Raw genomic sequence first — 25,406 nt, 5'->3', positions numbered from 1 at the left:
TGCGCGGCGCAAATGGACGCAATCGCGGGGCGCCGCCCCTTCTGTAACCGGCGGCCAACGCCCCGGAGCGCCGGTCCGGTTGCGCAGCCTTACTGCAAAGGCCCGGGAGAGGCCGGGCTAGTATTGCGCTGGTCAGGCTTTGTGGTCCGGGGCCTTCCCGGAGGGGGCACGATAGGGCCGGGTCACATCGCGCAGAGAGACTTCCAGCGCCTCGACCGTCAGGCGGATGGCACCGTCGCCCGCCAGGGTGAGCAGCACGTGGCCGGTGCCGTCCTCGCCGGGTTCGAAACTGACGGCAAGCAGGGACAGCACCAGATCCTTGTCCTTGCGGTCGACCCCTTGCGAGGCCACCCGCAGCACATTGTCCACCACCAGCAGCGACTGCACCCGTTCATAGGCGCGGCCGCGGCGTTCGGCGGCATCCCGGTCCTCCCAGCGGAAGCGGTTCAGCAGCAGGGCAAAGCGGCGCTGCGAGGCGCGCCAGCTCATTTCAGTTGCAGGAAAGACTGCGTCCTGGATCAGAGAGGAGATGACCTTGAGGTCCTCTTCCTCCAGGGCGCCCAGATTCAGCGGAATCTCACGGCCATCCTCGAAACTTGCATCCGCCATCACTGCTCCTTGATCCGTTCTATTTTGGCGCCGACGCCGGACAGCTTGCGCACCACATGCTCATAGCCGCGGTCCAGGTGGTAGACACGGCTCACCTTGGTTTCGCCTTCTGCTGCCATGCCGGCCAGTATCAGCGAGACCGAGGCCCGCAGATCAGTGGCCATGACGGGCGCGCCTTTCAGTTTCTCGACCCCGGTCACCGTGGCATGGCCGCCATGCACCTCGATCTGCGCCCCCATGCGCACCAGTTCCGGGGCGTGCATGAAGCGGTTTTCGAAGATCTTCTCTTCCAGCACCGAGGTGCCTTCGGCGGTGCACATCAGCGCCATCATCTGCGCCTGCAGGTCGGTCGGGAAGCCGGGGAAAGGTTCAGTCACCACGTCCACCGCCCGGACCCGGCCGTTCTTGCGGCTGACGGTCAGGCTGTTTTCGTTTTCGGTGATCTCGATGCCCGCCGCTTCCAGCTTGTCGCAGAAGCTTTCCAGCAGGCTGCGGCGGCCGCCCAGCAGTTCGACCTCGCCGCCGCAAATCGCGGGGGCCAGCATATAGGTGCCAAGCTCGATCCGGTCGGTGACCACCTGGTGAGTTGCGCCATGCAGCCGGTCAACGCCCTGGATGGTGATGTTCGGGCTGCCATCGCCCTCGATCTGCGCACCCATTTTGCGCAGGCAGTCCGCCAGGTCGACGATCTCAGGCTCGCGCGCCGCGTTCTTGATGACAGTGGTGCCCTTGGCAAGCGTGGCCGCCATCATGATGTTTTCGGTGGCGCCGACCGAGGCAAAACTCAGCTCGACCACCGCACCTTTGAGGCCGCCCGGCGCCTTGGCGTGCAGATAGCCGTCTTTCAGCTCAATCTCGGCGCCAAGCGCCTCAAGTCCGTGGATGTGCAGATCCATCGGCCGCGCGCCGATGGCGCAGCCGCCCGGCAGCGACACAACGGCCTGGCCCAGACGGGCCAGCATCGGGCCGAGCACCAGGTTGGAAGCCCGCATTTTCCGCACGATTTCATAATCGGCCACATGGCTTGTCAGGTCATGGCTCGACAGTGCCAGCACCTGGCCGTCCTGCAGGCTGGACACTTCGGCCCCCAGGGACTGCAGCAGCAGAGTCATCGTCTTGATGTCGCTGAGCCGCGGCGCATTGGTAAGCGTCAGCGGCTCTTCGCTGAGCAGCGTCGCCGGCATCAGGGTCAGGCAGGCATTCTTAGCGCCCGCGATCGGGATCTGCCCGTTCAGCGGGCCATTGCCCGTTACCAGAATCGAATCCATCTGCTCTTACTCTCCGCTCTTACCTGTGTCCTGGTCCTGCTTGTCAGCCCGCGCCTTGGCCTGGGCCTTGCGCCGGGCCATGTTGGCCTTGAGCGCGGCCTTCAGCCGGTCTTCTCGGGAGGCCGCAGATCCGTCGTTTTTCGGTGTTTTCTTCTCTGCCATAGAACTTCTGTAACTTAGTGCGAAAAAACCGTCCAGAATGCTCTTGCACCCCTCCGCGTTTATGCCTAAAAGCCCCCTCACCGGCGCTGCTGTAGCTCAGAGGTAGAGCACTCCCTTGGTAAGGGAGAGGTCGAGAGTTCAATTCTCTCCAGCAGCACCATCTTCCAGAACATCAGTGTTTTCAAGAACTTGGCCTCAAGCCAGACGCCTTTGCTGCCGCTTTCGCATGCAAACGGCCATCGCCTGCGAGCTGGATATCCTGAAAATAAAGGGATTTCGCGCCGCTTGGGCCATTGGCGGCCAGCCGGGCGGTTTTCAGCCGGGACCGGGCGGGCGGCGGCACCGCTCCACCCGGCCGCGCAGATTCGCATTTGCAGGCGCAGTATCGCGGCAGAAACGGGCTGAGCCTCAGCGATTCGCCGCATCGGCGGAGCCCTCAAGTAATACTGAACCGGCCCGTTTGCGGCCCCCGCCGCAGCGGGATGCCGCAAATCAGGGGCTCGGCCACCGGAATTACCGCACCGGAAACGAATCTCTCTGCGGGCTTTCCACATCGGCCGCCATCCTGCCGGCACAGCCCGCCGCGGAAATAGCTGCGGTTGTGAAAACCTGTTTTTCAGACTTTAAGGTGATCTTGGAGCAGAACCGGACACCTGGCGCGCAAAGCCCTAGCGGCTGTCAGAGGAGATTCGCGCAAATGCAGAAGGTGGCTATATGGCCCTGAACAAGATTTCCGCAGGCTGGCTGCGCAGGCTAGGCAACCGGACCTACCTGCCCGCCCTGCTTGCCCTGGCGGTTGTTTGCGCTGCCGGATATTACGCCGAAAGGCAGAACGACACGATTCACTACCAGTCCGAACGCGCCAGGATTCAGCAGCAGGCCGGGCTGATGAAGTCCCGTCTGGAGGGCCAGCTGAACGGCGACTATCAGCGGCTGCGCGGGCTTGCCGCCATGCTGGCCACCGAACCGGATATGCCGCAGGCGCGGTTCAGCCAGATTGCGGAACAGGTTCTGATGGGACAGACCGCGATCCGGCATATTGCCGCGGCCCCGGGGCTGGTGGTTTCGCTGATCTATCCGATCAAGGGGAACGAACCCGCCATCGGGCTGGACTACACCAAAACAGCCCCCCAGCGGGAGGCCGCGTACCGGGTCCGCGATAGCGGCGAGATGGTGCTGGCCGGGCCGGTCAACCTGGTGCAGGGCGGCACCGGTTTCATCTACCGGCTGCCAATCTTCACCGGGCCGGAAGACAATAAAGAGTTCTGGGGCATTCTGTCGGCCGTTGTCGAGACCAAGACGCTCTATGCGGAAACCGGCGTGACAGGCGGCGCCCAGACGCTGGAAATTGCCCTGACCGGCAAAGACGGCACCGGCGCGGCCGGCCAGCAGTTTCTTGGCACCGCGGAGATCCCCGCTGGCGATCCCGTCCTGATGGACATCAATCTGCCGGTCGGGTCCTGGCAGCTGGCGGCCCGGCCCGCAGGCGGCTGGCAGGCCCAGCCCGGCAACCTGTGGCAGCTGCGTCTGGCGCTGCTGGCGGCCGGGACCCTGATTGTTTTCCCGACCTTCCTGGCCGGCAGGCTGTCGGCGGCGCGGCAAACGGTGATCGGGCAGCTGCGCCGCCGGGAGGCGGAGCTGGAAGCGGTTTCGCGGCGACTGGAGATCGCGGTCAAGACCTCCCGGGTCGGCATCTGGGAATGCGACGCCGGCAACAAGCGTGTCAGCTGGGACAGCCGGATGCATGAACTTTACGGCGTCCCCCGCGAGCAGGGTCCGCTGGCGGGCAGCGCCTGGATTGCCAAGCTGCACCCGCAGGACCGGGACCGGGTGGTCAAATCCCTGGAGGCTGCCGAGCGTTCGAAATCGAATTTCGCCTCCGAATTCCGGATCCTGCTGGACGACGGCTCGGTCAAGCACATCCGGGCCCTTGCCAGCCCGTTCACCGACACCCAGGGGCGCAGCTGGATGATCGGCGTCAACTGGAACGTGTCGGAGGACGTCCGCCTGCGCGAGGAGCTGATCCACGCCAACCAGGCCCTGTCGGAACGTAATACCGAGCTGAAAGAAGGCAAGCGGGCGCTTGAGGACGCCCATGCCGAACTTCAGAAACAGCAGGCGGAACTGCACCGCCTGTCGCTGGTCGCCAAACATGCCTCCGACAGCATCATCCTGACCGATGCCAGCCGCAAGATCCTCTGGGTGAACGACGCCTTTACCCGCGCCACCGGCTACAGCGCCGGTGAAGCCATCGGACGCACCCCGTCCGACCTTCTGGACGGGCCGGACACCGACCTCAGCGTGGTGCGTGAAATGAACCGCCACAAGGACGGCGGCATCCGCTACCACAATGAGGTGCTCAATTACACCAAGTCCGGCGAGGAGGTCTGGTTCGACACCAACATCGTGCCCGTGACCGGCGCCGATGGCGAGGTCGACCTGATCATCGGCATCGAGCGCGACATCACCCGCAGCAAGCAACGCGAGCGCGAACTGGCCGAGGCCAAGCTGGCCGCCGAACACGCCGACCGCGCCAAGTCGGAGTTTCTGGCCAACATGAGCCATGAAATCCGCACCCCGATGAACGGGATCATTGGCATGGCCGATCTGCTGGCGGAGGCAGAGCTGACGGCAGACGACCAGCAGAACGTCGAAACCATCCGCAGCTCAGCGCAGGCGCTGCTGAAAATCATCAATGACATCCTCGATCTGTCGCGGCTGGAGGCCGGGAAATTCGCAATCAGCCGGGAGGATTTCAACCTGCGCGACTGCATCGGCGGCGCGGCCGATCTGTTCCGCCCGAAGGCGCTTGAAAAGGGCTTGTCGATGCAGGTGAGCTATGCAAACGGCCTGCCGGACCGGCTGCACGGCGACGACGGGCGGTTGCGCCAGATCCTGGTCAACCTGATCGGCAATGCGGTGAAATTCACTCCGGACGGCAAGATCGCGGTGCGGGTTTCGCAGGCCGGCGAGGACCCCTGCCGGCTTGTGGTCGAGGTCGAGGACAGCGGCATCGGAATCTCCGAAACTCAGGCCAAACACATCTTTGACCGCTTCACCCAGGCCGACGCCGCAACCACCAAGGCGTTTGGCGGCACCGGGCTGGGCCTGACGATTTCCAGCATGCTGGCCAAGCGGATGGGCGGCGGCATAACGGTGCAATCGCAGCCCGGCAAAGGTTCCTGCTTCCGGCTGGAACTGCAGATGGCCCCCGCCAGCCAGGCGGCGGATGCCACAGCACCGGCGCTGCCGGAGGCCCCTCCGCAGCTGCCCCCCTGCCGGGTGCTGCTGGCCGAGGACAACCAGACCAACCGGCTGCTGGTCCGCAAGTTCCTGCGCGGCCAGCCGGTGGATCTGCAAGAGGCCGGGAACGGCCGCGCGGCAGTGGAGATGTGCAGGGAGCTGGAGCCGGACGTCATCCTGATGGACATGTCGATGCCGGAACTGGATGGCATTTCCGCCACCCAGGAAATCCGCAGCCTTCCGATCCGCCAGCCGGTCATCGTGGCGCTGACGGCAAATGCCTTCTCCAGCGACCGGCAGGCCTGCCTGGACGCCGGCATGAACCGCTTTCTGGCGAAGCCGGTGAAAAAGGCGGTGCTGCTGCACACTCTTGCAGCCGTTCTGGCAGACGCAGACGATACGCAGCGGCGGCCCCGCGCCAGCGCCTGATGCCGCAAGCCCCCGCCCTGTCCGGCAGCGGGCCGCCAAGGGGCGCGGGCGCTAGACAGCCGTACCGATGAGCGACACGCCCGCGGCCATCAGCACCGCCGCACCCAGGCGCCGCATCCAATAGCCTTCCTTCAGAACGGCAAACCCGATCAGCGCCGCAAAGATTACCGAGGTTTCCCGCAGCGCCGAGACGGCCCCCAGCGGGGCAAAGTTCTTCGCATAAAGCACCAGGCCGTAGGCCGTCATCGACACCAGCCCGCCGGCAATGCCCAGCGCCCAGGTCCGCGGGCGCAAGGCCGCCAGAGTGCGGCGCTTGCGCAGGGCGATGAAGCCCGCGATGAAAATGTGCAGAAACGCCCCCCAGGCCCAGTAGCTGAGCGTGTTGCCCGACAGCCTCACCCCGATGCCATCGACCAGCGAATAGACCGAAATGCAAAACCCGGTCCCGGCGGCAAATCCCAGCGCCGCACGGCCAACGCCGGAGCGCAGCGCTTTCCAGCTGCTGAGCTGGATGCCAAGCGCGATCACCGCAATCCCCGCCCAGGCCTGCAGCGGCAGCACCTCCCCAGCAAAGATCATCGCCCAGATGCCCACCAGTGCCGGCACGATGCCCCGCGCAATCGGGTACACAACGCTGAGGTCGCCATGCTGATAGGCCCGCCCCAGCATGTAGTAATAGCCGAAATGCACGGCAGTCGAGAGCAGGATGAAAACAAAACTCTCAGCCGACGGCAGCGGCAGCACCGCGATCATCACGGAGGCGGGGATGACATGGCCAAAGGCAACCAGCCCCAGCGTTGTGGTGCGGTCGGTTGCGGTTTTCACAATCGCGTTCCACACCGCGTGCAGCAGCGCCGCTGACAGAATGATGGCAATGATAAAGGGGGTCATAATCGGGATAGGTCTTTTGTTAACAGGCCGGTTTCAGCCTCAATCGGTTTCTTCCGGCCGCATCTCCTCGATCAGCCGCGTTTCCAAGAGCTGGCCGTTTCGGTAGAGCACCGGATAGGCCACCGCGGCGATGTGGCTGTTGAACTCGCGCAGCGCGCGCAGGGTCTCCAGGTGGATGTCGGAGGTGTCGAAACTCTCCTGCCCGCCGCCTTGCAGCCGCCGCAGGTGGCGCTTGCGGCTGTCGCGCTCCATCCGTTTCAGCTCGGTCTTCTCCAGGCTCAGAAGCCGCGCGCTCTCCAGGTCGTCGGAGATCAGCACGTTGGAGGCCAGCTGCAGATTGGCCAGGATCGCCTCATGCATGCGGGTGATCTCCAGCCAGCCGTCGCGGGAAAACCGCAGCTCCTTCTTGCGCATTTCCCCGGCGAGCACCGTCAGGCGGCGGGCCACCACATCGCCCGCGGTCTCCAGCCGGATGGCGTATTCCATCAGGCTGCGGGCGGTCTTCAGCTGGTCCTTGCTGAACGCCTCCGCCGGGATCGCCGCCACATACTGGCGGATGCCCGACAGGCAGGCGTTCACCTCCGCGTCCATCTGCTGCACCGCGCGGATCTGCTCCTTGCTGCCGCTCTCGTACAGCTCCAGCACCGGGCGGAACATGGCGCCGACCAGCCCGGCCATCCGCAAGAGCTCGCGGGTGAGGTTGGCCACCGCCTGCGCGGGCGCGCCGTAGCGGCCCTGCTCCAGCGCGCTGACCGGCCGCCCCGGCGGCTGCGCCCGCGCCGCCGGATCCGGGAACAGCCGCGCAAAGACACCGGCCAGCGGCGTGCAGAGCGGCAGCGCCAGCAGCAGCAGCGCGGCGTTGAAGGCGAGATGCGCGCTGACCAGCATCTGGCCGCCCTGCGGGTCGCCGAGCCAGCCCTGGCGCAGCGCCAGATTGGCCCCGAGCAGGCAGATCACCGCCCAGGTGCCGCGCAGGGCGAGGTTGGCATAGGGAATGCGCCGCGCCTTCAGGTCCATGCCGCGGCTGAGCCAGACCGGAATGAAGGCGGAGCCGAAATTGGCCCCCAGGACCAGCGACAGCCCGGCGGCAAAGGGAAGGGCGCCGATCTGCACCAGCGTTACGCACATCAGGATCGCCGCGACGGAGGAATGCATCACGAAGGCCAGCGCGCCGCCCGCCAGGAAGGCGGTGATATAGTCGCGCGCCAGATAGCCCGCGATGGCGGGCAGAAAGGCGCTGCCGCGGATCGGGTCCATCGCCTCGCGCAGAAACCTGAGCGAAATCAGGATGAAAGCCACCCCCATCAGGATCCGCCCAAGCTGCCGCGCCTTCTTGGCCTCGGTCTTGACGAACAGGTAGCCGCCCGCCGCCAAAAGCATGGGCACCAGCCAGTCGAGCTTGAACGACAGGATCTGGATGATCAGCGCCGAGCCGAGATCGCCGCCCAGCACGATCGCCAGCCCGGTGGGGAAGGCGAGATAGCCGCTGGCGGCGAACCCCGAGGCAAGCAGCGCCACCGCCGCCGAGCTTTGCAGCACGATGGCGAGGGTCAGCCCCATCATTCCGGCCTGCAGATGGCTCTGCCGCCCGGTCAGCAGCCGCTGGAACGAAGCGCCATAGCTGCGCTCGATCCCGGTCCGCACCATCCGCACCGCGTAAAGCAGCAGCATCGTCGCGCCCGCGAGGCTGATCAGAAAGGTCAGGATCGCCATATCAGGTTCCGGTTTCCCCTCCGTGCCGCCAGGTCTCTGCGGTGAGGAGCATCATAATCCTATCAGCACAGCCCTGCCACGGGCGCAACGGGGACACGCAGCACGGCCCGGGTTCCCCGCCGCCAGCCACGGACCGGGCTGATGCCAGCCCCCTCAACCGTCTGCCCCGGGCGCGATGTCGGTCTTTATTCCCCAGCCGGAAAGCGCTGCGGCCAGCTTTCTGCCAGGGGCCTGATCCGTGAACAAAAGATCAATCCTGCGCGGCGACGGGCCGCAATGCGGCGCGGTTTCATCAAATTTGGGGTGCGCGATGGCGACAGCAAGCTGTTCGCAGCACTCCGCAACAACGCGCGCCAGCTGCGCCTCCGCCGGGCTGTGGTAGAGGATCCCGTGTTTGGCGGAGAATCCGTCCGCCGACAGGACCGCCAGGTCCAGCGCGAAGCGGCGCACCTGCTGCTCGGTCACAAAGCCGAAGGTTCCGCGTTCATTGCTTTGCAATTCACCGCCCAGGAAATGAACCCGGTTGCCATTGTGGTTCGCCAGTGTCTGCGCGGCACCTACGGAATTGGTCACCACGGTCAGGCCTGATTTCTGCCGCAGCTCCTCGGCCACAAAGGCGGTGGTGGAGCCGACATCCAGAAACAGCGCCATGCCATTGCGGACATGCGCCGCCGCGCGGGCCGCAATCAGCGCCTTTTCCTTCTGGTTTTCGGAAATCCTCCGGGCAAAGCTGGTCGCGCTTTGCGGCCCGGCCAGGAAGGCGCCGCCATGCACCCGCTGCACCGCGCCCGCTTTGTCCAGCGCCTTGATGGTGCGGCGCACGGTCTCCTCTGAGACGTCGAGCATCCTGGCAAGCTCAGCACTGCGGGCCGAGCCGCCAAGGCGCCGCAAGGCGTCCACAAGCTCCATTTCACGGTGGGAGAGGGCAAGAGAGTCCGGCAAGAGGCACCCCATTGGCAACTGAAGTCTTCACGCGATTAGGCATGGCCCGCCGCCGCATTACAACACCGACCCACAATTTCCCACATTTTTTTGGGATTTTCCGGCGGATCGCCCATAAACGCCTCGCAAACCCGCCCCTCCCGTCCAGCGGCGGAGGCGCTCCCGCCCCTTTCCGGCCTTCCTGCGGCCGTCCCGAAAGCGTTAGGCAGGGCGCGGGAGCCTGCCGGGCAACAGAAAACCGCCGCGGTCCTGGAGCCGCGGCGGTTTCTTTTCGTCAGATAAGCCGGAGCTTACAGGTTCGGGTAGAGCGGGAACTTGGCGCAGAGGTCCGCGACCTTGGCGCGCACCGCCGCTTCCACATCCGCGTTGCCTTCTTCACCGTTGGCCGCCAGCCCGTCGATCACCTCGATGATCAGGTCGGCGATCTGGCGGAACTCCGCCTCGCCGAAGCCGCGGGTGGTGCCTGCGGGCGTGCCCAGGCGCAGGCCCGAGGTCACGGTGGGCTTTTCCGGGTCGAACGGGATGCCGTTCTTGTTGGTGGTGATATGGGCGCGGCCCAGCGCCTTGTCGGCGATGTTGCCGGTCACGCCCTTGGGGCGCAGGTCGACCAGCATCACATGCGTATCGGTGCCGCCGGTCACGATGTCCAGGCCGCCCTTGATCAGCTGATCCGCCAGCGCCGCCGCATTGGCGCGCACCTGCTTCTGGTAGGCCTTGAACTCCGGCTTCAGCGCCTCGCCGAAGGCCGCCGCCTTGCCTGCGATCACATGCATCAGCGGGCCGCCCTGGATGCCCGGGAAGATCGCCGAGTTCACCTTCTTGGCGATCTCCGCGTCATTGGTCACGATCATGCCGCCGCGGGGGCCGCGCAGGGTCTTGTGGGTGGTGGTGGTGGCGACATGCGCATGCGGGAACGGCGAGGGGTGCTCGCCGGCGGCGATCAGGCCCGCGATATGGGCCATGTCGACCATGAAATAGGCGCCGACGCTGTCCGCGATTTCGCGGAATTTGGCAAAGTCGATCTGGCGCGGGATGGCGGAGCCGCCGGCGATGATCAGCTTCGGCTGGTGCTCGGTTGCCAGCGCCTGGATCTGGTCGTAGTCGATCCGGTTGTCATCGCGGCGCACGCCGTAATGCACGGCGTTGAACCACTTGCCCGACTGGTTCGGCGCGGCGCCGTGGGTCAGGTGGCCGCCGGAGGCCAGATCCATGCCGAGGATGGTGTCGCCGGGCTGCAAGAGCGCCTGGAACACGCCCTGGTTGGCCTGGCTGCCGGAGTTCGGCTGCACATTGGCGAATTCGCAGCCGAACAGCTGCTTGGCGCGGTCGATGGCCAGGTTTTCGGCGACGTCGACATACTGGCAGCCGCCGTAGTAGCGGCGCCCCGGGTAGCCTTCGGCGTATTTGTTGGTGAGCACGGAGCCTTGCGCTTCCATCACCGCGGCGGAGACGATGTTCTCGGAGGCAATCAGCTCGATCTCGTCGCGCTGGCGGCCCAGCTCGGCCGTGATCGCGCCGTAAAGCTCAGGATCGCGCTCGGACAGCGATTGGGTGAAAAACAGATCTTTGGACATGCGGGGCTCCTGTCTATCCAGTCCAGCCAAGGCCCGCGGCCACGCAGTTCATCGACTGCATCAGCGGGACCGGCACTGTTGAAGGCTTTTCGGCGCGGTTCTCTTGCAAGAGCCGCACTTGGGTCTTGTGAATTTCGCGCAGCATGTTTTCGACGCGGCCGAAGCGGGCGCGCAGCCGCGGAAAGCGCAGCGCCAGGCGGCTGTCACCGGTGAGGAACAGGATTGCCTCGCAGGCCAGCTGATACTCCTTTCGGATGGAGCCGAAGATGCGGTCACGGATTTCGCCATTCTGCACCAGTGTTGCGTAGTCGGCGGCGATTTCCATGTCGCTTTGCAGCAGGGTCTTTTCAACCTCATCCACCACCAGGCGGAACAGCGGCGACCCCGCAAACATGTCCTGCAGCACCGCCTCTCCGCGTGCGCCGCGGAACCTGCGGAAACTGGCAACCGCCGAGCCGAAACCGTACCATCCGGTGATCATGTGACGGTTCTGCGACCAGGCAAAGACCCAAGGGATCGCCCGTAAATCGTCCAGCGAGCTGGCGCCGAAGCGGCGCGCGGGGCGCGAGCCGATCTTGAGCATGGCCAACTCTTCCACCGGGCTGGCCTGCTGGAAGTAATCCAGGAAACCAGGCGCGTTCAGCAAGTTGGAATAGGCCGCCTGCGACATGCCCGCGAGCGCCTCGAAGGCATCATCATGCTCCGGGTTTACCGGCGGCACATCGTCCTGCAGCGAATGGCGCAGCACTGAGGATGCCATCAGCTCCAGCTGATGCAGGGCGGTGCCGCGGTTGGCGTATTTGGAGCTGACCACCTCACCCTGTTCGGTGATCCGCATCCGGCCAGCGATGGTGCCCGCAGGCTGGGCGGCAATGGCGCGTTCGGCAGGGGCTCCGCCGCGGGAAACCGAGCCGCCGCGGCCGTGGAAGAACACCGGCTTCATCCGGTGCGCCGCCAGGGTGCGAGTGATCAGGCGCTGCGCCTTTTCCAGCTCCCAGGTGGAGCAGAGGAAACCGCCATCCTTGTTGCTGTCGGAATAGCCCAGCATCACCTCGATCCGGCTGTCGCCGGATTTCAACGAGCGGCGGGCGAAGGGCACGTCCAACAGGCCGTCAAGGATGCCGGGCGCCGCGCGCAGGTCGCCGATGGTTTCAAACAGCGGCACCACCTTGAGCGCAGCCTTTTCGGCCCCGAACCCGGCATAGCGCGCCAGCAGGTAGACCGCCAGCAAGTCATCGGTGGAGCGTGTCATCGACAGGATAAAGGGCCCCATCACCTGCGGGTCCTCCCCTGCCCCTGCATCGCGCATCAGCCGCAGCAGTTTCAGCAGCTCGCCGCTTTGCGGGCTCAGCTCCTCCGGCATCATATAAGGCAGCGAGGCGCTGCCCAATTCCCGGCGCAGGCGCGCCGACCACTCCGGGCTGCCGAAATCAGGCACATTGCCCGAGCGCGCCCAGATTTCGGTCAGCGTTTCGGTGGTCACGGTGGAGTTTTGACGCACGTCCAGCGTCACCGTGCGGAAGCCAAAGACATCGGCCTGCCAGCGGATCGGGCGGACATAGCGGGCCGCCAGGCGGTTGGCGCCGATTTCCTCAAGCGCCGCTTCCACTTCTGTCAGGCCGGCAACGAAATCGCCAAGGTGCTTATAGGCGCCGGCGCCCTCGGCAGCCGTGGCCTTGATCCGCGCCAGGATCGCGGTCAGCGCCTGGCGGAAGACTTCACCCGGATTGCGGGCGGACAGCGCCGCGGCGCCGGGTGCTGCAGCAATGACCTTCGCCAGCCTGGCAGAGGTGCCTTCCGGCAAAGCAAAGACTGCCGCCGAAATAGAGATCCGCTCCGCCGCAGTGGTCAAAGCCGTCTGGTAGCGGTCCAGGATCGCTGCGCGGTTCGCGGTCAGGGCTGCCGCCGTGGCCTCCACCGTCACATTCGGGTTGCCGTCTCGGTCGCCGCCGATCCAGGAATGGAATTTGAGGCAGGGCGCATCAGCGGTGTCGCCGAGCCGCGGCTCTGCTGCAGCAATGTAGCGTTCGAACAGCTGCGGAACCGCTTCAAACAGGCTGTCTCGGAAAAACTGCAGGCCCCATTGGATTTCGTCCTGCAGGCTGGGCCGGTCGCGGCGCAGCTCGCCCGTCATCCACAACAGGTCGATTTCCGAGCGCAGATCCGCCAGCAGGCCTGCCCGCTCGCGCGGGGTCCAGCGCTTGGCCTCCAGCGACACCAGCCCGCGGTAGATGCGGCGGTGGATTTCCAGGATGGTGACGCGCTTGGCTTCGGTCGGATGCGCGGTCAGAGTCGGGCCGATGGAAAACTGGCTGGCGACCTCCTGCAGCCGTTCGGGCGTCGCCAGTTCGCCGGCCAGATCCAGCGCACGCGCAAAGCTGCCCTCGACCACTTCGGGCCCGTCCTGGGTTTCGGCCATGCGGCGGTCGCGCATGGCGGCGTTTTCCTCGACGATCTTCAGCAGCTGGAACCAGATGTTGAAGGCCTGCATATAGGCCGTCGCGGGCTGCCCGCCGGACAGATCCCAAGCGGTTTCAGAGACAGCTTTTGCAGCAACCTCCGGCGCGCGCTGGCGCAGGACATCCAGCCAAAGCGCATGCAGTTCACCGCGAAGCCCGGCGGCGTAGCCGGTGTCTTCGACCCCGTCACAGGTGGTTTCGGCAGGATCTCCCATCACATCACCCGGTCGCGCGGCTCGCGCCCTGCAAAGAAATCGGTCAGGTTATCCAGCACGCGAAAGCCCATCGCCTCGCGCGCTTCGCGGGTGGCGCTGCCCAGATGCGGCAGCATCACAAGGTTGTCGCAATCCAGCAGATCCGGGTTGATGCGCGGCTCGCCGTCGAACACATCCAATGCAGCGCCGCCGATGGTTTCGAACCACAGGGCGCGGGACAGGGCAAGTTCGTCAATCACCTCGCCGCGGGCGGTGTTGATCAGGAAGGCGTCCGGCTTCATCAGGTTCAGCATCCGGGTGTTGATCAGGTGCCGGTTTGCAGGCCCGCCCGGGCAGTGCAGCGAGACAAAATCGCACAGCGGCATCAAATCTTCCAGGCTGTCCGCTTGAGTTGCGTTGTAGCGGGCGAGAATATCGGGGGACACGCGGGAGCGGTTCTGCACCACGATCTTCATGCCGAAGCCGTGGTGCGCGCGCCGGGCCATCTCCTGGCCGATGCGTCCAAAGCCCACGATGCCCAGCGTCTTGCCGGAGACCTTGGTGCCGATCAGATGGGTCGGGCACCAGCCGGTCCACGCGCCGGCGCGCAGCTCGCGCTCGCCCTCACCCGCACGGCGGGCCACCATCAGCAAAAGCGTCATGGCAATGTCAGCGGTGCATTCGCTGAGGACATCCGGGGTGTTGGTCACGGTCATGCCGTGGCCGGCTGCGCCATGCATATCAATATGGGAATAGCCGACACCGTAATTGGCGAGGATCCGGGCCTGCGGCTTGGCTATGTCAAACGCCCTCGCGGAAATTTTGTCCGTCACGGTCGGCAGCACAGCGTCGTAAGATGCCATCGCATCGCGCAGTTCGTCCTCGCTCAGGGGCTTATCACCCGTGTTCAGCACAGCATCAAACGCCTCGGACAGCTGCGCCTCAACGGCGGCGGGCCAGCGGCGGGTCACCAGAACCTTGGGCTTTGCCATGATGTCATCTCCCTGACGTGCGTTTTGTTAATGCGCTCCCCCCCCTGCCATTGCCCCGGGCCAAGGGTGGAGCGTTGCGCCTGTTCCGTTACCGGATCAGGCGGCGTTCTTTTTCATCACGCTTGCGATGGTTTCGCCGATCACGGCGGGGTTCTCGGCCACGGTCACGCCCGCAGCCGACAGGATCTCCACCTTTTCCGATGCGCTCTCGCCAAAGGCCGAGATGATCGCGCCCGCGTGGCCCATGGTGCGGCCCTTGGGGGCGGTCAATCCCGCGACATAGGCCACCACCGGCTTGGTCACGTGATCGCGAATGTACTCCGCCGCTTCCGCTTCCTGCGGACCGCCGATTTCACCGATCATTGCAATGACCTCAGTTTCGGGATCCTTCTCGAACCATTCCAGGATGTCCTTGAAGGAGGAGCCGTTGATCGGGTCGCCGCCGATGCCAACCGAGGTGGAAACCCCCAGGCCAAGCTCTTTTAGCTGTGCCGCGGCCTCGTACCCCAAGGTGCCGGAGCGGCCGATGATGCCCACTGTGCCCGGCAGGTAAATATGGCCCGGCATGATGCCCAAGAGCGCCTTGCCCGGCGAGATGGTGCCCGCGCAGTTCGGTCCCGTCAGGATCATCCGCTTGTCCTTGGGATAGCGGTACATGTAGCGCTTCACCCGGATCATGTCCTGGGCCGGGATGCCGTCAGTGATGCAGACACAGTATTTGATGCCCGCATCCGCCGCTTCCATGATGGAGTCGGCAGCAAACGGCGGCGGCACGAACACCAAGGAGGCATTTGCGCCGGTGGCCTCCACCGCTTCCTTCACGGTGTTGAAGACCGGCACGCCCTCGACGGTCTCGCCGCCCTTGCCCGGCACCACGCCGCCCACGACGTTGGTTCCGTATTCGATCATATCTTTGGTGTGGAAGCGGGCGATCTTGCCGGTGATGCCCTGAACAATGACTTTGCTGTCGCGATCAAGAAGGATGCTCATTTGACGGCCCTCACACGGGTGTTTTGATCAAGGTCGTTTTTCCAAGCGCCGACGGCCCGCTCAGCGGCTTCCATCAGCGAGGAAGCGCGGATCAGCGGCAGGCCGCTTTGTGCCAGGATCTTCTGGCCTTCCTCGACGTTGGTGCCTGCAAGGCGGACCACCACAGGCACGTCAACCTGCACTTCGCGCAGCGCCTGAACGACACCTTCGGCCACCCAGTCGCAGCGGTTGATGCCGGCAAAGATGTTGACCAGAACCGCCTGCACGTTGCTGTCGGACATCACCAGGCGGAACGCCTTGGCAACCCGTTCCGGCGTGGCCCCGCCGCCGATGTCCAGGAAGTTGGCAGGCTCGCCGCCGGCCAGTTTGATGGTGTCCATCGTCGCCATCGCCAGACCGGCACCATTCACGATGCAGCCGATGTTGCCCTCAAGCCCGACATAGGACAGGCCGCGGTCGGCGGCGCGGGCTTCGCGCGGGTCTTCCTGGCTTTTGTCGCGCAGCTCCGCGATCTGCGGGTGGCGGAACAGGGCGTTGTCGTCAAAGGTCATCTTTGCGTCCAGCGCGATGACCCGGTTGTCCGAGGTGACCACCAGCGGGTTGATCTCAACCATGGTGGCGTCCAGTTCGGAAAACGCCTGGTAGCAGCCCTTGAGGGTGCGCACCATCTGCTGGGTCAGGGCCGGTTCGATGCCCAGGGCAAACGCGATCTCGCGCGCCTGGAAATCCTGCAGGCCGACGGCCGGTTCAACGGTTGAGCGCACGATGGACTCGGGCCGCTCGGCAGAGATCTCCTCAATCTCCATGCCGCCTTCAGAGGAGGCAACGATCATCACCCGCTGGCTGGAGCGGTCCAGCACAAAACCGAGGTAGATCTCTCGGGCAATCGGCACCGCACCCTCGACATAGACACGGTAAATGCCTTTGCCCTCGGGGCCGGTCTGGTGCGTCACCAGCTTCTTGCCGAACAGATTCTCGGTCGCCTCATAGATTTCGGCTTCGGAATTGCACAGCTTGACGCCGCCCGCCTTGCCGCGGCCGCCGGCGTGAACCTGGGCCTTGACGATCCATTTGTCGCCGCCCAGCTCCCGCGCGCGATAGGCCGCCTGCTCGGGGCTGTAGGCCAGCGCGCCCGGCGGAACCGTCACGCCGAAGTTGCTCAGAACTTCCTTGGCCTGGTATTCGTGGATATCCATGGTCTCTCCTCCTCATGGATGCCGGAATTCTATTACTCAGCCGGTTCCAGTGCCGGTGCGTAATGCTTGTCGAGCAGGGCGTTGATCGCCCCCATGTCGACATTGGCGCCCATGCCGTTCATCGCCTTGCCGAAGCGGTTGACGATGTCGGTGATGGCTGCCGGGGTGATCTGGTTCAGGATGCCGATGCGGACCTGAACCGGCTCCGACAGGGTCGGCCAGATGCCGAAACCGACGGCGCGGCAGTTGCCCACCAATTCCTTTTCACGGCCTGCCAGATCGCCGGGAAGGTTCAGAACCACCAGGCTGGTCATGTTGCTGGTCACGTCGCACCCCATCGCGGTGACGGCATCGCGCAGCGCTTTTTCGTGGAAGGCATAGTCGCGGGCCTTTTGCGCACGCCCGTGCTGCAGGGTGATCCTCAGCGCCTCGTGAAAGGCGGCAACGGCATAGCCGGAATGGGTGCGGTGGTAGGTGCCGGCAGCCACATCCTGACCGTCAACGATACCCCAATGCCGGGCTTCCAGGATCGGGTTGTGGACATAGGAATGGCAGCCGTTCGCACGCACTGTCTGGATGTACGTGTCGGTGAAGGACACCGGCGCATAGGTCAGCGGCAGGCACAGCACACCCTTCTGCGGGCAGGACGCCCAGCCCACGACGCCCGGATAGTCGTCGATCGAGAAGTCCTCGATGCCCAGCGAGGACACCGCGTCGATCAGGCCCATCACGCCGTGCTTCACACAGGCATCCGAGAAGCCCTTGAGGTCGTTGATGCGGCCAGATCCGGTTTCCCAATGCGCCATGAAGGCCCACTTGGGTTTCTTTTCACCCAGCACCTGCTCCACCAGCTTGCCGGACACCGACTCGCCATGCGGCACGTCGACTACGGTGACAGAAGCAGGCTGCGGGTTCATCGGATTGGCAGCCAGTTCCTCGCGGGTGGCGGCCTTCATCCGGATGGTCATCGCGTCGATGCCCGAGAAGGTGCCGTTCTGGAAGGCAACCACGGTATCCCCCGGCAGGATCGCGTTCAGCATGCAATCGAGGCCCGAGAAGCCGGTGCCGCCGACGCCGTAGGTGTAGGTGTTGGAAGTGCCCCAGAGGTCGCGCAGCATCTGCTTGCACTCGATCATGCCGCGCAGCACATCCGCCTGCATGTGGTCGGCCAGGCCGGTGTTGGCGAAGGCCTGCAGCACGCGGGGGTCGGTATTGCCCGGGCCGGGGCCAGCGGCCAGGGTCTCCGGGATTTCCAGGCTGGGGAAGATCGTGGGTTCTGTCATCGGGTCAAACCTCTGTTGGTGTCTGTTTGCCGATGCGCCGGAGGTCACGGGCCTTCTTCGCTGCGGGAAGGTTTGTTTCCTGACGGTCAACATCTGTTAACCTAAGGAAAACCCAGGTCGACAAAACCCGCAACATTCCTATATCCTGCTTTTGGGTATCTAAATGGGCGGCAGGTTACCTACCCAAACTGGTAAAAATACTGTCGCATACCGAAACTGACCCCACCCATTCGGGTAGTTTTTGACAAAAGGGCACCAAATGGCTCCGATAAGCGACAAAGTTTCCCCTATTTCGGTCATGCTTGCGGACGCAAATCCGCTGGTGCTGTCGGCGATGTCCGAGATCTTCGAGAAGGACCCGCGATTCTCGCTGGTCGCCACCTCCGCCACCGCCGAAGGCTTCCTCGGAACCGTGATGCGGGTGCCGGTGCAGGTCGGGATCATCGACTGGAACCTGCCCGCCCTTGGCGGCGCCAAGCTGATCGAGGTGCTGCGCGACCAGGCCAACGCGCCGCGGCTGGTGGTCTATGCCGACGACAGCGGCGACGTTCCGCGCAAGGCGATGAGCGCAGGCGCGGCCGGCTTTGCCCCGCGCTCCAGCGCTGTCGACGGTCTCCTCGACACTTGCCTGGCTGTCGCCGCGGGCAAGATGGTTTTCCCCTTCCTCGACGTCCGCGGGCTGCAAACCGATCCGATCGAGCAGCTGTCGCGCCGCGAGCGCACGATGCTGGAGGCGCTGTCCAAGGGGCTCACCAACAAGGAGCTCAGCAAGGAACTGGAGATTTCGACCAACACGGTGAAGTTCCACCTGTCGAACCTCTACGAAAAACTCTCGGTCAAGAACCGCGCCCAGGCGATTGCGTTCTACTACGCCAACCGCGCTGCCAGAGGCGATTTCAGCCTGGAGGAGTAGCCCCCGCTCGCCGCCCTGCGCCTCGCACGCGGGTGCGCATACGCGCACGCACACGGGGGCGCGACGCGCGGGCGCGCTCCCGCGCGAATGTATTTAAATGAATAGTTTTTTCTTGACAGGAAACACCCTCATGAGGAATGCCTAGAGAGGAGAGGACCAAACCCCATTGCGAATGAGGAGCGCACCCATGTCGTTTCATACCGTCGAACAGGCCCCTGGCCGCCTGAACCGCAGCGAGCTGGCAATCCCCGGATCCCAGCCGCAGATGTTTGAAAAAGCTGCAAAATCGGACGTCGACGTGATCTTCCTGGATCTCGAAGACGCGGTTGCGCCGGACGAGAAAGACCAGGCCCGCAGGAACATCATCAAAGCCCTGAACGAAATCGACTGGGGCAACAAATCCATGTCGGTGCGAATCAACGGGCTCGACACCCACTACATGTACCGCGATGTCGTGGATGTCGTTGAACAGGCAGGCGAACGCCTCGACCTGATCATGGTTCCCAAGGTGGGCACCGCCGCCGATGTTTACGCCGTCGACATGCTGGTCACCCAGATCGAAGACGCCAAAGGCTACAAAAAGCGGATCGGCTTCGAGCACATCATTGAGACAGCGCTCGGCATGCAGAACGTGAGTGAAATTGCCGCAGCCTCCAAGCGCAATGAATCGCTGCATTTCGGCGTGGCAGACTATGCTGCATCGACCCGCGCCCGCACCACCATCATCGGCGGTGTGAACCCGGATTACGCGGTGCTGACCGACCCGGCGGCAGACGGCTCGCGCGATGTGCATTGGGGCGATATGTGGCACTATGCGCTGGCCCGCATGGTGGTTGCCGCCCGCGCCAACGGGTTGCGCCCGATTGACGGCCCGTTCGGCGATTTCCAGGACACGGAAGGCTACAAGGCCGCCGCCAAACGCGCCGCGGTGCTGGGCTGCGAGGGCAAATGGGCCATCCACCCGAGCCAGATCGAGCTGGCCAACGAAGTAATGTCACCGTCGGACGCGGAAATCACCAAGGCGCACCGCATTCTGGAAGCGATGGCAGAGGCTGAAGCCGCCGGCAAAGGCGCGGTATCGCTGGACGGCCGCCTGATTGACTACGCCTCGATCCGTCAGGCAGAAGTGCTGGTGGAAAAAGCCAAGCAGATCGCCGGCAACTAAGCCGCCGTTCGGTTTCAAGACCTTACGCCGCCCTGGCTTGTGCCGGGGCGGCTAAGCGGCGCTATGCCAGGGAGACGCAGATGACCGGATTGCTGACCACCGCCAAGGCCCTGTTCCAGGCCGCTGTCGACCGCGCAGACCCGGCGCGCGCCCTGCGCGCGCAGCTAGAGGTGTCACCGCTCTCCCCGCTGCCAGAAGGCGGCAGAAATGTGCTGCTGGCCGTGGGCAAAGCCGCCCTCCCGATGATGCGGGAGGCGCTGTCTCTGATCCCCGGCACCAGCCAGGCGCTGGCAATCACAAACCCCGAGAATTACACGGACATTCCTGGCGCCAGGGTGATCTGCGGTGCCCATCCGGTGCCGGATGAAAGCAGCGCCGCGGCAGGTCAGGCAGCCATTGAACTGGCGGATTCCCTTGGCCCGGATGACCGGCTGATCGCGCTGATTTCCGGCGGCGGCTCGGCCCTGATGGTGGCCCCTGCCCCGGGCCTCACGCTGGCGGACAAGACCGCGGTGAACCAGCTGCTGCTCGCCTCGGGCCTTGAGATCAACGAGATGAACCTGATCCGCCAGCAGCTGTCGGACATCAAGGGCGGCGGCTTGCTGCGCCATGCCGCGCCGGCTCAGGTGCAAGCCTTCATCCTGTCCGACGTGATCGGAGACGACCTGCGCGCCATTGCCTCCGGCCCCACCGTGGCACCGATCGGCGCCCGCACCCAGGCACGGAAGTTCCTGCAGCGCGCGGGCCTCTGGGACAGCGTGCCAGAGGCCGTCAGAAAGCATCTCAGCGCGCTTGAAGAGGTCCGGGACGTCCCGCCCCAGGCCACCAACACATTGATCGGCTCAAACCGCCACAGCCTCAAGGCAATGATGGCCGCCGCAGCTGATGACTGGACCCCCAAGCTGGTTTCGCACAGGCTGGTGGGCGATGTGGCCGAGGCAGCCGAAACCGTGGTAAAAGCGGCGGAAACCGCCCCCAACGACAAACCCGTCGCGCTCATCTTCGGCGGCGAAACCACGGTGCAGCTCCGCGGCAGCGGCGCCGGCGGGCGCAACCAGGAGCTTGCCCTGCGCGTCGCCAAACTTGGTGCGGAACGGCTCAGCGGCGACTGGCTGTTCCTGTCTGGCGGCACTGACGGGCGCGACGGCCCCACGGACGCCGCCGGCGGCGTCGCAACCCCCGCCACCTGGGACGCGATCAAGGCCGCAGGCCTGGACCCGGACGCGCTGCTGGCCAACAATGACAGCCACGCCGCCCTCAAAGCCGCGGACGCGCTGCTGATCACAGGCGGCACCGGCACCAATGTGGCCGACGTGCAGGTCTTCCTGAGGCGGCCCGGCTGATCCCAGTACCACTCCCGCTTTCCCTCTTTCCTGAAACCCGTCCGTCCGGCTGCCCGCCAGACGGCTTTGCCGCCGAAAGGGGAGGCTCCCGCAGCGGCAACAGGCGGTGCGCTCAGGCCGTCGCGCGCGTCTCGCCCCACTCGGCCAGATCATTCACCAGCATCAAGGCCACCCGCCGGAACACCTGCCGCAGCCGCTCCACATGCGGCCCCTCCAGCTTCAGCTCTGTCAGCGCCTGATCCATGCACCTGAGCCAGTTCTCGGCGTCTTCTTCGGTGATCGGCACATGGGCGTGCATCAGTTTCACGTCCATATGCGCATGCTTTTCCTCGTAGTACCTGCGCCCGCCCATGAAGCCGGACAGAAAATTGAACTGCTCGATCCGGGCATGATCCATCCCATGCCCCCGCTTGTGCAGCTTGACGATCTGCGCACCGGCCTCGGTTTCCTCGACAATATCGTAGAACCGCTCGACCAGCGCGCGCAGCACTTCCTCACCGCCAATCTGTTCAATCAGCTTCTGAACCATTTAACCTCCCAGCCCCGAGAGCGGCCGGCCTCAGGATTGAGGCCGGGTCTTCTTGGGATCGTAATGCGCAAAGGGTACAATCTTGGCCGGCAGCCGTTTCTGATGCCCGTCAAGCTTGCCGATTTCCACTTCGGTTCCAACCTCGGAACAAGACACGTCCACCCGCGCCAGCGCGATGTTCTTGCCCAAGAGCGGCGAACGCATCGAAGACGTCACCTCGCCGATCTGTGCCCGGCCGATATGCACGCAATCGCCATGGCCCACGTCGATCGCCGAGTCGATGTCCAGCCCCACCAGCTTGCGCGCAGGCGTGGTCTTGCGCCGGATCAGCGCATCGCGGCCGATGAAGTCATCCTCCTTCGACTTCAGCGGCACGGTGAAGCCGATACCCGCCTCGAACGGGTCAGTCTGATCGGAGAAGTCATAACCGGCAAAGATCAGCCCGGCCTCAATCCGCACCATGTCCAAGGCCTCCAGCCCCATCGGGCGGATGCCGTGGTCCTGCCCGGCCGCCCAGACCGCGTCAAACACTTGGCCTGCATGTTTCGGATGGCAGAAGATCTCATACCCCAATTCGCCGGTATACCCGGTCCGCGACACCACCACCGGCACGCCCTGGTCATCGCCGATGCGTGCTGGCGTGAAGCGGAACCAGCCCAGTTCCTCCAGCGTTGGATTATGCGGTGCCGTCCAGATGATCTTCTTCAGCAGATCGCGGCTCTCCGGCCCCTGCACCGCGATATTGTGCTGCATATCGGTCGAGGAACGGATCAGCACATTCAGCCCCAGCTTCTCCGCCTGCTCGCGGATCCACTCACCGCCATAATCCGAGCCGCCGATCCAGCGGAAGTTGTCCTTGCCCAGGCGGAACACGGTGCCATCGTCGATCATCCCGCCGTGCGGGTAGCACATCGCGGTATAGACCACCTGACCCACCGCCAGCTTCTTGATATTGCGGGTGAAAATGTACTGGCACAGCGCCTCGGCATCCGGACCCGTGATCTCGAACTTTCGCAGGGCCGACAGGTCCAGCACCACGCATTTCTCACGGCAGGCCCAGTATTCCTCCAGCGGCCCGGAACTGGCATAGCAATTGGCCAGCCAGAATCCGTTATACTCGACAAAGTTGCGGGTCATCTTGCTGAGGCGGTCGTGGAAACCGGTTTCCTTGGTCATCTTGGGCTCCGATTCAGGGGTCGCGCGGAACGCAATCGCCCGCTTGAAACTCTCTTGGCCGCTGTAGGTGCGGACGTGAATGTCAGTGGGGTTCCAGCCATTGGCGGCGCTGGTGTCATCCGGGCAGGCAGAGCTGACACAGACCAGATCGGTCAGCGCCCTCAGCAGCACATAGTCGCCGGGCCGGGTCCAGGGCTCATCAGCATACATCACGCCATGCTCGTCCAAGCCGGTGTTGAAGAAGAAGTTGATCGCCATCCAGCCCGCGCGCGGCGTCACCCCATGGGCCGCCAGCGCGCCGTTGAAGTTATCCGAGCAGTTCACATGCCCGGGATAGCCGATGTCGTCGTAGTATTTCGCAGCACAGGCCAGGGCAAAGGCATCATGCCGCCCCACCGTGTCCTGTACCACTTCGACCAGCGGCAGCATGTCCTGATCATAATATTTCGCATGCAGGCCGGGCATCGGATAGGCATGGCCCATCAGCGTCCGGGTAGTGGTCACATCCAGCGCGTGCTCCACGCCCTTGTCCAGTTTTCGGGCGGCAAAGCACTGGAAATCCGTGCACTGGCGGCCATCCACGTCAATGATCTGGATGTAATCGCCGGCCTTCACGAAATAGCTTTCTGCGGTGGCGCTATGCACCCGCACCTCATTGACCGGCTCCGCCAGCGGGTCGGGCAGCTCAAACCGCGCCACCTGCTTGATCACCGCGCGCTTGACCATGACCGTCAGGGAGGTGGCCGTATCCTGCTTCTCGAAGTCCATGATCCCGCCAGGGGCAGCGACGATCACCACGCCATCGCGCTGCGCGGTAAAGCTTTCTTCGGTCTTGGCAGGCGTCGCCGCATCGAAGAACCGCACCGCGCCGCCCTGCGCCAGGTTTATGCCGCGCGCTTCCATCCCCATGCGCAGACCGCGCAAGGACTGGTCGGAGGAGGTCAGCAGCGCCTTCAGCCCGCTTGCATCGCTATTGCGAGCCGCGCCAATGATCCCCGCGTCGATGCGCCCATTGTCCCCGGCCGCAAAGATCTCGCAGGGCTGGCCGCCCTCGTCATTGATCACCGTCAGCCGGTCGCCGGTTTCCACCCGGATCAGGATCGCGCCACAGCCTTCGACGGCGTAGCGTTCGGTTCCTTTCGGCAGCGAAAACACCGACGGCTGATACAGTCCCGAAGGCCTCGGCGGCCCTTTCACGACGTCAGGGAAGCTCATATCGTTCATCGCGCATCTCCCGTTGAACTCCAGCCGAAAATTGCACAGCCGGAATATTTATTTATTGAAAAGAATATTGCCTTCCGCCACTCTAATCAACAAACATGTTGATTTTCAGCGGAAAAACGGAAAATGCCCGGGATGCGTCATTTTCCTCGGGGTGAATGCCGCAAACGAAAGGATAACCGCCATGCACGCGCTGTTCCTTGGCCTTGCCGCTGCCCTTGCCTGGGGCCTGCACGACCTTTGCGTCCGGTTTGTCTCACAAAGAACCGGTATCCTGCCTGCCATGCTGACCGTCTTTGCCAGCGGGGCGATTCTGGTGGCCGCGGCAGCCCTTGCCTTTGGCAATTGGCAGGCGATGACTCTGCCCGCGGCCCGGCTGGCAGGGCTGTCCGGCGCACTCTTCGCCCTGGCATCTTATGCGCTCTACCGCGCCTTTGCGCTGGGACCGGTCAAGCTGGTGGCACCGCTGATCGGCGCCTACCCTGTGCTGTCGCTTGGCATGGCGATGCTGCAGGGCCAGCCGGTCGGACCGGGCCACTGGCTCGCCGTCGCGGCAGTGGTTGGCGGGGTTGGCTGCATCGCGGTTTTCGCGACAGAAGACGACGGAAGCCCGGCCAGCCTGCAGGCGGCGGCCTGGGGGCTGGCCGGCGCCATCGGTTTTGCACTCACCTTTGCCACAGGCCAGGCTGCTACCCAGGCAGGCGCGGAACTGCCGGTGCTGATCGTGACCCGCACCGCCGCTATCCTGATCCTGCTCGGCCTGGCGCTTGCCGCCCGGACGGTTCAAATGCCTTCCCGCAAGATGCTGCCGCTCCTGTGCCTGATGGGGGCGCTGGACGCATTTGCGCTTGGGGTGGTGATGTACTCCGGCACCCTGCCCCGGCCTGAATTTGCCTCGGTCGGCGCGTCTCTCTTTGGCCTGGTCACAGTGGTTCTGGCTTGGCTTGTGCTGCGCGAAAACATGAACCGCGCGCAGTGGATCAGTGTTGCCGTCACCTTCGGCGGCATAGCCTGCCTGGGCTTCTGACCCCCGCCTCTTTCATCTTTCCAGAAAGGGCTCCGCCCCTTCGCGTGGGAAACGCTCCACTGGAGCGTTTCCAGGAACCCCGCTCAC

The 25,406-nt window shown here is 64.5% G+C and carries 19 protein-coding genes and 1 tRNA gene; 6 read left to right on the top strand and 14 right to left on the bottom strand.

The genetic code is table 11. The annotated features are described in order from the left end of the window. Positions 1–132: 132 nt before the first annotated feature. From DAEP_RS0116710 to DAEP_RS24270, 3 genes are read right to left on the bottom strand one after another with little or no spacing between them, the layout of a single operon-like run. A complete protein-coding gene (locus tag DAEP_RS0116710; protein WP_027245460.1) occupies positions 133–609 on the bottom strand; it encodes a DUF2948 family protein in 477 nt (158 codons plus the stop codon). Further along, positions 609–1,877: a UDP-N-acetylglucosamine 1-carboxyvinyltransferase gene (murA, locus tag DAEP_RS0116705; protein WP_027245459.1), complete on the bottom strand. Its 1,269-nt coding sequence runs from the start codon at positions 1,875–1,877 to the stop codon at positions 609–611. Before murA ends, DAEP_RS0116710 begins: the two co-directional genes overlap by 1 nt. Before the next feature lie 6 nt (positions 1,878–1,883). After that, on the bottom strand, positions 1,884–2,039 hold the full coding sequence (locus DAEP_RS24270; protein WP_008556790.1) for a hypothetical protein: 156 nt from the start codon (positions 2,037–2,039) through the stop codon (positions 1,884–1,886). Between the two features lie 85 nt (positions 2,040–2,124). On the opposite strand from DAEP_RS24270, the gene DAEP_RS0116695 reads away from it, so the two are divergent. After that, positions 2,125–2,199 (top strand) — tRNA-Thr (locus DAEP_RS0116695). Positions 2,200–2,753: 554 nt separating this feature from the next. Further along, a complete protein-coding gene (locus DAEP_RS0116690) occupies positions 2,754–5,711 on the top strand; it encodes a PAS domain S-box protein (RefSeq protein ID WP_027245458.1) in 2,958 nt (985 codons plus the stop codon). A gap of 51 nt (positions 5,712–5,762) precedes the next feature. Here the strand turns inward: DAEP_RS0116690 and DAEP_RS0116685 are convergent, their stop codons facing one another. From DAEP_RS0116685 to DAEP_RS0116645, 9 genes are all read right to left on the bottom strand, one after another. After that, positions 5,763–6,602 carry a DMT family transporter gene (locus tag DAEP_RS0116685; RefSeq protein ID WP_027245457.1) on the bottom strand — a complete coding sequence of 280 codons (840 nt, stop codon included), beginning with the start codon at positions 6,600–6,602 and terminating at the stop codon, positions 5,763–5,765. Between the two features lie 39 nt (positions 6,603–6,641). Then, positions 6,642–8,315 carry a Na/Pi cotransporter family protein gene (locus tag DAEP_RS0116680; protein ID WP_027245456.1) on the bottom strand — a complete coding sequence of 558 codons (1,674 nt, stop codon included), beginning with the start codon at positions 8,313–8,315 and terminating at the stop codon, positions 6,642–6,644. 153 nt (positions 8,316–8,468) lie between these two features. Beyond that, positions 8,469–9,224 carry a DeoR/GlpR family DNA-binding transcription regulator gene (locus tag DAEP_RS0116675; protein ID WP_245595107.1) on the bottom strand — a complete coding sequence of 252 codons (756 nt, stop codon included), beginning with the start codon at positions 9,222–9,224 and terminating at the stop codon, positions 8,469–8,471. Positions 9,225–9,547: 323 nt separating this feature from the next. Further along, positions 9,548–10,831 (bottom strand): serine hydroxymethyltransferase, encoded by a 1,284-nt coding sequence (gene glyA, locus DAEP_RS0116670; protein WP_027245454.1) that lies wholly within the window; start codon positions 10,829–10,831, stop codon positions 9,548–9,550. A 13-nt stretch (positions 10,832–10,844) separates the two neighbouring features. Then, a complete protein-coding gene (locus DAEP_RS0116665; RefSeq protein WP_027245453.1) occupies positions 10,845–13,505 on the bottom strand; it encodes a phosphoenolpyruvate carboxylase in 2,661 nt (886 codons plus the stop codon). Further along, positions 13,505–14,476 carry a 2-hydroxyacid dehydrogenase gene (locus DAEP_RS0116660; protein ID WP_027245452.1) on the bottom strand — a complete coding sequence of 324 codons (972 nt, stop codon included), beginning with the start codon at positions 14,474–14,476 and terminating at the stop codon, positions 13,505–13,507. The genes DAEP_RS0116665 and DAEP_RS0116660 overlap by 1 nt, the downstream gene beginning before the upstream one ends. A 96-nt stretch (positions 14,477–14,572) precedes the next feature. Continuing rightward, complete coding sequence (gene sucD, locus DAEP_RS0116655) at positions 14,573–15,466, bottom strand: succinate--CoA ligase subunit alpha (RefSeq protein ID WP_008556966.1); 894 nt, start codon at positions 15,464–15,466, stop codon at positions 14,573–14,575. Further along, entirely contained in the window at positions 15,463–16,662 is a 1,200-nt protein-coding gene (locus DAEP_RS0116650; protein ID WP_008553345.1) for a malate--CoA ligase subunit beta, read from the bottom strand. The genes sucD and DAEP_RS0116650 overlap by 4 nt, the downstream gene beginning before the upstream one ends. Positions 16,663–16,694: 32 nt before the next feature. Continuing rightward, entirely contained in the window at positions 16,695–17,945 is a 1,251-nt protein-coding gene (locus DAEP_RS0116645) for a pyridoxal-phosphate-dependent aminotransferase family protein (RefSeq protein WP_027245451.1), read from the bottom strand. Positions 17,946–18,243: 298 nt separating this feature from the next. On the opposite strand from DAEP_RS0116645, the gene DAEP_RS0116640 reads away from it, so the two are divergent. The 3 genes from DAEP_RS0116640 (at position 18,244) to DAEP_RS0116630 (ending at position 21,366) form a co-directional block, all read left to right on the top strand. Further along, entirely contained in the window at positions 18,244–18,858 is a 615-nt protein-coding gene (locus DAEP_RS0116640) for a response regulator transcription factor (RefSeq protein WP_008558070.1), read from the top strand. A gap of 187 nt (positions 18,859–19,045) precedes the next feature. Beyond that, the gene (locus DAEP_RS0116635) at positions 19,046–20,023 is read left to right on the top strand and encodes an HpcH/HpaI aldolase/citrate lyase family protein (RefSeq protein WP_027245449.1); all 978 of its coding nucleotides are present in this window, start codon (positions 19,046–19,048) and stop codon (positions 20,021–20,023) included. A gap of 80 nt (positions 20,024–20,103) precedes the next feature. Continuing rightward, complete coding sequence (locus tag DAEP_RS0116630; RefSeq protein ID WP_027245448.1) at positions 20,104–21,366, top strand: glycerate kinase type-2 family protein; 1,263 nt, start codon at positions 20,104–20,106, stop codon at positions 21,364–21,366. Positions 21,367–21,478: 112 nt separating this feature from the next. On the opposite strand, the gene DAEP_RS0116625 is transcribed toward DAEP_RS0116630, so the two are convergent. Continuing rightward, entirely contained in the window at positions 21,479–21,895 is a 417-nt protein-coding gene (locus tag DAEP_RS0116625; RefSeq protein WP_027245447.1) for a group II truncated hemoglobin, read from the bottom strand. Between the two features lie 30 nt (positions 21,896–21,925). Further along, complete coding sequence (locus DAEP_RS0116620) at positions 21,926–24,295, bottom strand: trimethylamine N-oxide demethylase (protein WP_027245446.1); 2,370 nt, start codon at positions 24,293–24,295, stop codon at positions 21,926–21,928. Between the two features lie 181 nt (positions 24,296–24,476). Here DAEP_RS0116620 and DAEP_RS0116610 point away from each other — a divergent pair, with 181 nt between their 5' ends. Beyond that, a complete protein-coding gene (locus DAEP_RS0116610) occupies positions 24,477–25,319 on the top strand; it encodes an EamA family transporter (protein ID WP_027245445.1) in 843 nt (280 codons plus the stop codon). Positions 25,320–25,406 lie beyond the last annotated feature (87 nt).

The sequence above is a fragment of the Leisingera daeponensis DSM 23529 genome, assembly GCF_000473145.1.
GTDB lineage: Bacteria > Pseudomonadota > Alphaproteobacteria > Rhodobacterales > Rhodobacteraceae > Leisingera > Leisingera daeponensis.
Note: the sequence above shows the minus strand (reverse complement) of the source record. Positions and strands in the feature narration are given on the sequence as shown.

Coding starts and splice junctions, on each gene's coding strand:
- DAEP_RS0116710 (WP_027245460.1), bottom strand. CDS start 609: ATGGCGGATGCAAGTTTCGAGGATGGCCGTGAGATTCCGCTGAATCTG.
- murA (WP_027245459.1), bottom strand. CDS start 1,877: ATGGATTCGATTCTGGTAACGGGCAATGGCCCGCTGAACGGGCAGATC.
- DAEP_RS24270 (WP_008556790.1), bottom strand. CDS start 2,039: ATGGCAGAGAAGAAAACACCGAAAAACGACGGATCTGCGGCCTCCCGA.
- DAEP_RS0116690 (WP_027245458.1), top strand. CDS start 2,754: ATGGCCCTGAACAAGATTTCCGCAGGCTGGCTGCGCAGGCTAGGCAAC.
- DAEP_RS0116685 (WP_027245457.1), bottom strand. CDS start 6,602: ATGACCCCCTTTATCATTGCCATCATTCTGTCAGCGGCGCTGCTGCAC.
- DAEP_RS0116680 (WP_027245456.1), bottom strand. CDS start 8,315: ATGGCGATCCTGACCTTTCTGATCAGCCTCGCGGGCGCGACGATGCTG.
- DAEP_RS0116675 (WP_245595107.1), bottom strand. CDS start 9,224: ATGGAGCTTGTGGACGCCTTGCGGCGCCTTGGCGGCTCGGCCCGCAGT.
- glyA (WP_027245454.1), bottom strand. CDS start 10,831: ATGTCCAAAGATCTGTTTTTCACCCAATCGCTGTCCGAGCGCGATCCT.
- DAEP_RS0116665 (WP_027245453.1), bottom strand. CDS start 13,505: ATGGGAGATCCTGCCGAAACCACCTGTGACGGGGTCGAAGACACCGGC.
- DAEP_RS0116660 (WP_027245452.1), bottom strand. CDS start 14,476: ATGGCAAAGCCCAAGGTTCTGGTGACCCGCCGCTGGCCCGCCGCCGTT.
- sucD (WP_008556966.1), bottom strand. CDS start 15,466: ATGAGCATCCTTCTTGATCGCGACAGCAAAGTCATTGTTCAGGGCATC.
- DAEP_RS0116650 (WP_008553345.1), bottom strand. CDS start 16,662: ATGGATATCCACGAATACCAGGCCAAGGAAGTTCTGAGCAACTTCGGC.
- DAEP_RS0116645 (WP_027245451.1), bottom strand. CDS start 17,945: ATGACAGAACCCACGATCTTCCCCAGCCTGGAAATCCCGGAGACCCTG.
- DAEP_RS0116640 (WP_008558070.1), top strand. CDS start 18,244: ATGCTTGCGGACGCAAATCCGCTGGTGCTGTCGGCGATGTCCGAGATC.
- DAEP_RS0116635 (WP_027245449.1), top strand. CDS start 19,046: ATGTCGTTTCATACCGTCGAACAGGCCCCTGGCCGCCTGAACCGCAGC.
- DAEP_RS0116630 (WP_027245448.1), top strand. CDS start 20,104: ATGACCGGATTGCTGACCACCGCCAAGGCCCTGTTCCAGGCCGCTGTC.
- DAEP_RS0116625 (WP_027245447.1), bottom strand. CDS start 21,895: ATGGTTCAGAAGCTGATTGAACAGATTGGCGGTGAGGAAGTGCTGCGC.
- DAEP_RS0116620 (WP_027245446.1), bottom strand. CDS start 24,295: ATGAACGATATGAGCTTCCCTGACGTCGTGAAAGGGCCGCCGAGGCCT.
- DAEP_RS0116610 (WP_027245445.1), top strand. CDS start 24,477: ATGCACGCGCTGTTCCTTGGCCTTGCCGCTGCCCTTGCCTGGGGCCTG.